We start from the raw sequence: 7,976 nt of genomic DNA, 5'->3' as shown, positions 1-7,976 counted from the left end.
GTCTCGTTTCCCGCTCCAAATTCTTCTTCTTTCCTAAATTATCCACAGCGAAATGCTTCGTTGGGGACGTTTTCTATTGTATCTGAAACACTCTTGTAAACAGAGTTATCCACAGAAACTGTGATAAATCCCAGTTGTGCAAAATGTTAGCAGGGTGAGTAATATCTTCGTAATTAACTGTAATATATGAAGAAAATTTGATTTCAAAATGTTATTCAGATCACTTGACCTGTTTGCTAAACCTTATTGCGCCTGAATTCTTATTTTTATTCACAGCCTGTGAATATATCACACATCCCGTGGCAGCCCTTTTTCAATCACCCTGACCAGGCGCTGTTTCTTCGGTAACTGCACTTCAACCACGCCGGCATTTCGCTTCTCAATTTGCTGCGCAATCGCCCATTCTATGTGCTCATCAAGAAGTGGGTGCTCACCTCTGCGGCTTTCAAGCGCCTGAAGATTGGCTTCATCCCATGGGGCATTACCCAGCGCAACAGCCACATTACGCAGCCAGCGCAGGTGGCCGATACGACGTATGGCGGAACCTTCCGTCACCTTCAGGAACCAGGCTTCGCTCCAGGCGAACAGTTCGATCAACTGCGGGGCATGTAACGCCTTGCGGGGACTGAAGTCTTCTTCGTCCGTCAACTGTGAATAACGGTTCCACGGACAAATCAGTTGGCAGTCATCACAGCCGTAGATGCGGTTGCCAATAAGCGGACGAAATTCCTCTGGAATAGCACCTTCCAGCTCGATGGTGAGATAAGAGATACAGCGGCGCGCATCAACGGTATAGGGTTCAACGATAGCGCCCGTTGGGCAGATGGTCATACAGGCCACGCAGCGGCCACACCCTTCTTCCACCGGACCGTCTACCGGCAGGGGTAAATCAATCAACAGTTCACCCAGGAAAAAGAATGAGCCCGCGTCGCGGCTTAAGATAAGTGAGTGCTTACCTGTCCAGCCAAGCCCGGCTTTTTCGGCGATCGGGCGCTCAAGAATAGGCGCAGAATCGACAAAGGGTCTAAAATTCAGCGAAACACAGTGCTGCTGAATGGTTTCCCCGAGCTTTTTTAGACGGTTGCGCAGAAGTTTATGGTAATCACGTCCCAGAGCGTATCGGCTGACGTAACCCAGCGAAGGATTTTTTAGCGTGCGCGCAAAGGCCGCGTTAGCGGGCAGATAGTTCATGCGTACGCTAATGACGCGCAGCGTACCCGGCAACAGCTCGTGGGGGCGGGCACGCATCATACCGTGGCGCGCCATCCACTCCATCTCGCCGTGGTATTGTTTATCCAGCCATGCCTGTAGCTTAGGCTCGCTGGCAGAGAGGTCGGTATCGGTAATACCGACCTTCTGGAAGCCCAGTTCAGCACCCCACTGTTTTATTTTCTGCGCTAATTCATTGAGATCGAGGGGCTGTGACATGACGGACCATACTGTGAAGAAAAACCCCGCAAGTATACCACATTCCATCTGGCATGCGGATGACCTCCGTCGGGCCGAAAAAGAGGCCGCAGACAGCCTCGGCGTTACCCTTTATGAACTGATGCAGCGCGCGGGCGAGGCGGCGTTTAACGTGGCGCGCACGGCTTATCCGGATGCCTCGCACTACCTGATTCTGTGCGGGCACGGCAATAACGGTGGCGATGGCTATGTGGTGGCTCGTCTTGCGGTGGCGGCGGGGCTGCGCGTTACCCTGCTGGCGCTGGAGAGCGACAAGCCGCTACCGGAAGAGGCTGGCATGGCGAGAGAGGCCTGGCTGAATGCGGGGGGCATTATTCATGCGCCTGATATTATCTGGCCCGAGGATGTCGACGTGATTGTTGATGGTCTGCTGGGGACGGGGCTGATGCGCGCGCCTCGCGATGACGTCGCCGCGCTGATTACCCACGCTAATGCGCACCCCGCCCCGGTGGTGGCGCTGGATATTCCCTCCGGCCTGATGGCGCAAACCGGCGCGACGCCGGGCGTGTCGATTGAGGCTGCGCACACCGTGACCTTTATCGCCCTGAAGCCGGGTTTGCTTACCGGTAAAGCGCGGGATGTCGTGGGGACGTTACATCACAACGCACTGGGTCTGGAAAACTGGCTGGCTGGACAGGATACCCACATCACCCGCTTTGATGCCTCCCTGCTTGCTCAGTGGCTGCCTCCGCGCCGCCCCACATCCCATAAGGGTGATCATGGCCGGCTGCTGATTATCGGTGGCGATCATGGCACGGCAGGTGCGATTCGCATGACAGGAGAGGCCGCGTTGCGCAGCGGTGCCGGATTAGTACGCGTGCTGACCCGCAGCGAAAACATTCCGCCGATTATTACCGCGCGGCCGGAGCTGATGGTCCACGAGCTTGCCCCACAGGCGATTGAAGAGGGTCTTGAGTGGGCGGACGTGGTAGTCATTGGTCCGGGCCTGGGTCAGCAGGAGTGGGGTAAACAGGCCCTGCAAAAGGCCGAGAATTTTCGTAAGCCGATGCTCTGGGATGCCGACGCGCTTAACCTTCTGGCAATAAACCCGGATAAGCGTCACAATCGCATTCTGACGCCACACCCCGGCGAAGCCGCACGGCTGCTTAACTGTAGCGTGGCAGAAATTGAAAGCGATCGCTTACTTTCAGCCCAACGTCTGGTAAAACGTTACGGAGGTGTTGTCGTTTTGAAAGGGGCGGGGACCGTTATTGCCAGCGATGATGCGATGGGCATCGTTGATGCCGGTAATGCAGGCATGGCGAGCGGCGGCATGGGTGATGTGCTCTCTGGCATCATTGGCGCATTGCTCGGACAGAAACTACCCCTTTATGATGCAGCCTGTGCTGGCTGCGTGGCCCACGGTGCGGCGGCTGACAGGCTGGCTGCTCGTTACGGAACGCGCGGTATGCTGGCCACCGATCTTTTTTGCACGCTGCGGCGTGTTGTTAACCCGGATGTGATTGACGTAGAAAATGACTAATCGAGCGATTCCTTTACCTGATGAACAAGCCACTTTAGATCTCGGCAAGCGCGTGGCGCAGGCCTGTCAGGGGGCGACCGTCATTTATCTGTATGGTGATTTAGGCGCGGGTAAAACAACCTTCAGCCGTGGTTTTTTGCAGGCGTTAGGCCATAACGGGAACGTAAAAAGCCCGACTTATACGCTAGTAGAACCGTACACGCTTGAAAATATCATGGTGTACCACTTTGATTTATATCGTCTTGCGGATCCTGAGGAGCTGGAATTTATGGGGATCCGCGATTACTTTGCCAACGACGCCATTTGCCTGGTGGAGTGGCCGCAACAAGGTGCGGGTGTGCTGCCTGACCCGGATGTCGAAATTCACTTGGATTATCAGGCACAAGGGCGTGAGGCGCGCATCAGTGCGGTTTCCTCATCAGGCTGTTCCTTACTGGCGCGTTTAGCCGGTTGAGCGTAGGGATAACGGGATGATTAATCGCGTTAAAGGTTGGATTTTGGCAGCCACGGTTCTGCTGTGCGCGCAGGCCGGTGCGGCCAGCCTCTCGGATATTCAGGTGTCGAATGGCGATAGCCAGGCCCGCATTACCTTCAGCTTTATGGGCGATCCTGAATATGCTTTCTCACAAATCGACAGCCGCAGCGTGGCGCTCGATATTAAACAGTCCGGGGTGATCCAGGGGCTGCCGCTCCAGTTCAGCGGCAACAATCTGGTGAAAAGCATCCGTTCGGGGACGCCGAAGGATGCGCAGTCTCTGCGTCTGGTGGTCGATCTCACCGAAAAGGGCAAAACGAAGGCGGTTAAGCAGCAAAACGGCGCCAGTTATACGGTGGTTTTTACCATTAATGCTGATGTTCCGCCGCCGCCACCGCCTGCACCTGTGGTAGCAAAACGCGTAGAAGCGCCGGTTTATACCCCAAGGCCGTCTGAGCCAGCCCGTAATCCGTTTAAATCACAAAATGACCGACTTACCGCCGTGACCAGCAGCAACACGGTGACGCGTCCGGCGGTCAGCGCGCGGCGAACACCGGTCAGTGGCGACAAAGTGATTATCGCCATCGACGCCGGACACGGCGGGCAAGATCCTGGCGCGATTGGCCCGGGCGGCACGCGGGAGAAAAACGTCACTATCGCCATTGCCCGTAAGCTGCGTGCGCTTCTGAATGACGATCCGATGTTCAAAGGGGTCATGACCCGCGACGGAGATTACTTTATTTCAGTGATGGGACGCTCGGATGTGGCGCGTAAGCAAAACGCCAACTTCCTGGTGTCGATTCACGCGGATGCTGCGCCGAACCGTAACGCCACCGGCGCGTCGGTATGGGTGCTGTCGAACCGTCGTGCCAACAGTGAAATGGCGAACTGGCTTGAAGAGCACGAGAAGCAGTCTGAACTGTTAGGCGGGGCAGGCGATGTGCTGGCAAACAGCCAGGCCGATCCGTATCTCAGCCAGGCGGTACTGGATTTACAGTTCGGTCATTCTCAGCGCGTCGGGTATGATGTCGCCACTAACGTACTCAACCAGCTGCAAAGCGTCGGATCGCTGCATAAGCGTCGTCCGGAACATGCGAGCCTCGGTGTCCTGCGTTCGCCGGATATTCCGTCGATTCTGGTAGAGACGGGTTTTATCAGTAATCACGGTGAAGAGCGTTTACTGGGAAGCGACAGCTATCAGCAGCAAATTGCTGAAGCGATTTATAACGGTCTGCGTAAATACTTTGACGCGCATCCGCTTCAGTCTGCGCCGCAGGGCGGGGCAGCCCAGACGGCAAGCGCCGCGCTGCCGGGTGAGATGACCGCGACTAATTAAGGAGAGTTCATGCCGATTCAGGTTCTACCGCCGCAGCTCGCGAACCAAATCGCCGCCGGTGAGGTGGTGGAACGCCCTGCATCGGTGGTGAAAGAGCTGGTGGAAAACAGCCTCGATGCAGGGGCGACCCGCATTGATATCGATATTGAACGCGGGGGCGCAAAGCTTATCCGCATTCGTGATAACGGCTGTGGCATCAAAAAGGACGAGCTGGCGCTGGCGCTGGCGCGTCATGCCACCAGTAAAATTGCGTCACTTGACGATCTGGAAGCGATTATCAGCCTGGGTTTTCGCGGCGAAGCGCTGGCCAGTATCAGCTCCGTTTCCCGCTTAACGTTGACTTCCCGCACGGTCGACCAGCAGGAAGCCTGGCAGGCCTACGCCGAAGGGCGCGATATGGACGTCACGGTTAAACCAGCGGCGCACCCGGTAGGCACCACGCTTGAAGTGCTGGATCTTTTCTATAACACGCCCGCCCGGCGCAAGTTTATGCGAACCGAGAAGACCGAATTCGGACATATCGACGAGATCATCCGCCGCATCGCGCTGGCACGCTTTGATGTCACTCTTAACCTCAGTCATAACGGTAAGGTGATGCGTCAGTACCGGGCAGTGGCGGAAGGCGGGCAAAAGGAGCGTCGGCTGGGCGCCATCTGCGGCACGCCGTTCCTGGAAAAAGCGCTGGCCATTGAGTGGCAGCATGGCGATTTGGCCCTGCGCGGCTGGGTTGCCGATCCGAACGCCAGTAGCGCCGCGTTTGCTGAGATTCAGTACTGCTACGTCAACGGTCGCATGATGCGCGACCGCCTGATTAACCACGCCATTCGCCAGGCCTGTGAAGATAAGCTCGGCGCCGATCAACAGCCCGCCTTTGTGCTTTATCTGGAGATCGACCCGCATCAGGTTGACGTTAACGTGCACCCCGCCAAGCACGAGGTGCGTTTCCACCAGTCGCGTCTGGTGCATGATTTTATCTATCAGGGCGTCGTTAGCGTTTTGCAGAAGCAGGCTGAGCCAACGCTGCCGCTGGAAAACGACATTCCTGCACCGCGATCGCTGCCAGAAAATCGCGTGGCGGCCGGACGTAACCATTTCGCTGAACCCGCACCCGCGCGCGAACCAGTGGCTCCGCGTTTTTCGTCAGCGGGAAGCGCACCGCGCCCGACGGGCGCCAACTACCCAAATGCCCAGCCGGGGTATCAAAAGCAGCAAGGTGCGTTATACCGTAAATTGCTGGACACCCCAGCCGTGGAACGGAAAGAACATATTGAGGTATCGCCGTCTTCCCTTGACGGACATAGCCAGAGTTTTGGCCGGGTATTGACGATTGTCGCCCCGGACATGGCACTGCTTGAACGTGAGGGGAAATTGATGCTGCTGGCGTTGCCGGTAGCGGAACGCTGGCTTAAACAGGCGCAACTGACGCCAGGGGAAAACGCCGCCTGCGCTCAGCCGTTACTGATCCCGGTTCGGTTGAAAATAAACCATGAGGAAACAGGGGTTTTGCAGCGTGCCCAGGCGCTTCTTGCCGAAATGGGGATTGAAATCGTACTGGACGCGCAGCATGTGACAATTCGCGCAGTGCCTTTACCCTTACGCCAACAAAATTTACAAAACTTGATTCCTGAACTGATAGGCTACCTGGCGCAACAAACGACGTTTGATGCCGCCGATACCGCGCAGTGGATCGCCCGCCATCTGGCCAGCGAACATTCGCCGTGGAGTATGGCGCAGGCGATTTCCGTTCTGGCAGAGGTGGAACGCCTCTGTCCACAGCTGGTGAAAGCGCCGCCAGGTGGTTTGTTACAACCTGTTGATTTAAAAACGGCGATGACCGCCCTGAAACATGACTGATGTAAGTAAGGCGAGCCTGCCAAAGGCGATTTTTTTAATGGGGCCAACGGCCTCCGGTAAAACGGCGTTAGCCATTGAGTTACGTAAAGTTTTGCCAGTAGAGTTGATTAGCGTTGATTCAGCCCTCATTTACCGAGGAATGGACATCGGCACGGCGAAGCCCAACGCAGACGAACTGCGTGCGGCACCGCACCGTTTACTGGATATTCTCGACCCGGCACAGGCTTACTCCGCAGCAGATTTTCGCCGCGACGCCTTAGCCGAGATGGCCGAGATTACCGCCGCGGGACGCATACCGCTGTTAGTTGGCGGCACGATGCTCTACTTTAAGGCGCTGCTGGAGGGGTTATCGCCTCTGCCATCGGCCGATCCGGAAGTGAGAGCGAAGATTGAGCGGCAGGCGGCAGAGCAGGGGTGGGACGTTTTGCACAGGCAACTGGAAGAGATTGACCCGGTTGCCGCAGCGCGGATCCACCCAAACGATCCGCAAAGGCTTTCCCGGGCACTGGAAGTTTTTTTCATTTCGGGTAAAACTTTAACGGAACTGACGCAAACGTCAGGAGACGCTCTGCCGTATCAGGTGCATCAGTTCGCCATCGCCCCGGCGAGCCGTGAACTGCTCCATCAACGAATTGAGCAGCGTTTTCATCAGATGTTGGCTTCAGATTTTGAAGCAGAAGTGCGGGCGCTTTTTGCCCGTGGAGATTTGCATACGGACATGCCTTCCATTCGTTGTGTGGGATACCGCCAGATGTGGTCGTATCTTGAAGGCGAGATTTCGTACGATGAAATGGTTTATCGAGGTGTTTGCGCCACGAGACAGTTAGCGAAGCGCCAGATCACCTGGTTGCGCGGTTGGGAGGGGGTTCACTGGTTAGACAGTGAAAAACCACAACAGGCGTTAAACGAAGTGATTAAGGTTATTGGTGATATCGCTGACTGAATGTGTACAATTAAGCCGTATCGTGCGCAATTTTTCAGAATCGCAAGGTTCTAAGTACAAAACAAGCATATAAGGAAAAGATAGAATGGCTAAGGGGCAATCTTTACAAGATCCGTTCCTGAACGCATTGCGTCGGGAGCGTGTTCCAGTTTCTATTTATTTGGTGAATGGTATTAAGCTGCAAGGTCAGATTGAGTCTTTCGATCAGTTCGTGATCCTGTTGAAAAACACGGTCAGCCAGATGGTCTATAAGCACGCGATTTCTACTGTTGTTCCGTCCCGTCCGGTATCTCATCACAGCAATAACGCTGGCGGCGGCACTGGCAGTAACTACCATCATGGCAGCAACGCGCAGGGTTCATCTGCTCCTGCGCAGGACAGCGAAGAAACCGAATAAGGTTTTGGGCTGTTTTCCACA

General features: G+C 55.7%; 7 protein-coding genes. 6 read left to right on the top strand and 1 reads right to left on the bottom strand.

Annotated features, from left to right (window positions below; genetic code table 11):
• Window positions 1-288: 288 nt before the first annotated feature.
• On the bottom strand, window positions 289-1,428 hold the full coding sequence (gene queG, locus IPZ49_RS03760) for a tRNA epoxyqueuosine(34) reductase QueG (protein ID WP_015572463.1): 1,140 nt from the start codon (window positions 1,426-1,428) through the stop codon (window positions 289-291).
• On the opposite strand from queG, the gene nnr reads away from it, so the two are divergent.
• The 6 genes from nnr (at window position 1,427) to hfq (ending at window position 7,955) form a co-directional block, all read left to right on the top strand.
• Window positions 1,427-2,950, top strand: coding sequence for a bifunctional ADP-dependent NAD(P)H-hydrate dehydratase/NAD(P)H-hydrate epimerase (gene nnr, locus IPZ49_RS03755; protein ID WP_032677168.1), 1,524 nt, complete (start codon window positions 1,427-1,429; stop codon window positions 2,948-2,950). The two genes, queG and nnr, sit on opposite strands and share 2 nt — an antisense overlap.
• Entirely contained in the window at window positions 2,943-3,404 is a 462-nt protein-coding gene (gene tsaE / locus IPZ49_RS03750; RefSeq protein WP_003855970.1) for a tRNA (adenosine(37)-N6)-threonylcarbamoyltransferase complex ATPase subunit type 1 TsaE, read from the top strand. Before nnr ends, tsaE begins: the two co-directional genes overlap by 8 nt.
• Window positions 3,405-3,420: 16 nt before the next feature.
• Entirely contained in the window at window positions 3,421-4,761 is a 1,341-nt protein-coding gene (gene amiB, locus IPZ49_RS03745) for an N-acetylmuramoyl-L-alanine amidase AmiB (RefSeq protein WP_022646817.1), read from the top strand.
• A gap of 9 nt (window positions 4,762-4,770) precedes the next feature.
• Window positions 4,771-6,615 (top strand): DNA mismatch repair endonuclease MutL, encoded by a 1,845-nt coding sequence (mutL, locus tag IPZ49_RS03740; protein ID WP_063146655.1) that lies wholly within the window; start codon window positions 4,771-4,773, stop codon window positions 6,613-6,615.
• Window positions 6,608-7,558 carry a tRNA (adenosine(37)-N6)-dimethylallyltransferase MiaA gene (gene miaA / locus IPZ49_RS03735; protein WP_063146654.1) on the top strand — a complete coding sequence of 317 codons (951 nt, stop codon included), beginning with the start codon at window positions 6,608-6,610 and terminating at the stop codon, window positions 7,556-7,558. The genes mutL and miaA overlap by 8 nt, the downstream gene beginning before the upstream one ends.
• An 85-nt stretch (window positions 7,559-7,643) precedes the next feature.
• Complete coding sequence (hfq, locus tag IPZ49_RS03730) at window positions 7,644-7,955, top strand: RNA chaperone Hfq (RefSeq protein WP_006810391.1); 312 nt, start codon at window positions 7,644-7,646, stop codon at window positions 7,953-7,955.
• Window positions 7,956-7,976 lie beyond the last annotated feature (21 nt).

The organism is Enterobacter cloacae complex sp. S2 (assembly GCF_015159675.1).
Classification (GTDB): Bacteria; Pseudomonadota; Gammaproteobacteria; order Enterobacterales; family Enterobacteriaceae; genus Enterobacter; species Enterobacter intestinihominis.
Note: the sequence above shows the minus strand (reverse complement) of the source record. Positions and strands in the feature narration are given on the sequence as shown.

Bases quoted from the DNA above. Each gene is read 5' to 3' on its own strand.
- nnr (WP_032677168.1), top strand. From the start codon at position 1,427: ATGACGGACCATACTGTGAAGAAAAACCCCGCAAGTATACCACATTCC.
- queG (WP_015572463.1), bottom strand. From the start codon at position 1,428: ATGTCACAGCCCCTCGATCTCAATGAATTAGCGCAGAAAATAAAACAG.
- tsaE (WP_003855970.1), top strand. From the start codon at position 2,943: ATGACTAATCGAGCGATTCCTTTACCTGATGAACAAGCCACTTTAGAT.
- amiB (WP_022646817.1), top strand. From the start codon at position 3,421: ATGATTAATCGCGTTAAAGGTTGGATTTTGGCAGCCACGGTTCTGCTG.
- mutL (WP_063146655.1), top strand. From the start codon at position 4,771: ATGCCGATTCAGGTTCTACCGCCGCAGCTCGCGAACCAAATCGCCGCC.
- miaA (WP_063146654.1), top strand. From the start codon at position 6,608: ATGACTGATGTAAGTAAGGCGAGCCTGCCAAAGGCGATTTTTTTAATG.
- hfq (WP_006810391.1), top strand. From the start codon at position 7,644: ATGGCTAAGGGGCAATCTTTACAAGATCCGTTCCTGAACGCATTGCGT.